Genomic DNA, 1,210 nt, shown 5'->3' with positions numbered 1-1,210 from the left:
AGCTATACAAAGTCAGCACGTCTATTTGCGTTATATCAATGTCTGCCTAGAAGTGAGTCTGATGCTGTGTCGCTGACAGAGTTGATGATTGGTTATGGTGATAATTCAGAGAATTATACCAATGAGCGTAAAAACTTAGAGAACGATCTGATTGGCCTAAATCAAATCTTTAACGATATTTTTTATAGTGATGCCTTGGTTCGAGTACCGAGATGGGGACAAAACATCAGCGGACAAACCGCACGGTTTTATATTGAACCGAGCTTTAGTATCGATGTTATCAATGAGCAAACGGTGTTTTTTTGGGAGATGCTCGATAAATATACGGCAAACTATTTGCCAGTATCTTTTAAACAAGGGGTTACAGGTAAGCTCAATCAACTACGTCGACAGGATAAAGACAATTTCCATCAAAGTAAGCTGGGGCAATGGCAAAATCATCTCATTACCTTACCTAGTATCGTGCAAGCACCAAAGCTTGATAATGACGTGCTTGGCAGTATTCATCAGGCTTTGCTACAAAATCATCAACTACGAATAATCTATCAAAAGAAATGGGCAGGAAAATCAGCTGTAAGAGTGGTGTATCCCAAAGGACTGATCTTTATTGATAATATGGTGTATCTGACAGGCTTTGATCCTACTGATGATCATATCGATGATGAAATACTGTTAAAAGCGCATCGTAATTTTGCGGTTAATCGTATTACCGAGGCAGTAGTCATAGATAAGCCGATACCTGGCTGGGTAGGGCGACGCACTTTTTCATTAGAGTGTTTGCATAAACTGGGTAAGCTAGAATTTAGTGAAAATACTAAAATTAACTTGGTCTTAAAGGTACAAAAGTACGCCTGTCAGCACCTTTATGAGCGTCCATTATCGCAAGATCAGCAGATCACTATTATTGATGACACTTGGAATCAAGTCAGTGCCACGGTTGCTAATACGCTTCGTCTGCAAGATTGGCTGGTGAGTATGTCGCAGCTGGCCGTGGTCGTAGAACCAAATGAGCTTAAAATAGTGATTCTTGAGCGTTTAAAGAGTGCGTTAGAGCTGTATGAGGATTAGTAAGATAAGAAGTATTCAACTCCTAATAAATTATAAGGAAATACAAACATGAGTGCAGTTCAAACCTTAATAAATGAAGTAAGCCAAAAAATCCATGCTTTAGAGATCGCGCAAGCATTATACAGTCGCCAGCTCTCGCCAG

The 1,210-nt window shown here is 39.8% G+C and carries 1 protein-coding gene; it reads left to right on the top strand.

Annotated elements, in window-relative coordinates:
- The coding region (locus HQR03_RS14060) for a helix-turn-helix transcriptional regulator (RefSeq protein WP_173240657.1) at window positions 1–1,068 on the top strand (1,068 nt) is incomplete at its 5' end.
- Window positions 1,069–1,210 lie beyond the last annotated feature (142 nt).

This window comes from Psychrobacter okhotskensis (assembly GCF_013248965.1).
GTDB classification, from domain to species: Bacteria; Pseudomonadota; Gammaproteobacteria; order Pseudomonadales; family Moraxellaceae; genus Psychrobacter; species Psychrobacter okhotskensis.
The sequence above is the reverse complement of the archived record's forward strand: the minus strand, read 5'-3'. Positions and strand labels throughout refer to the sequence as shown.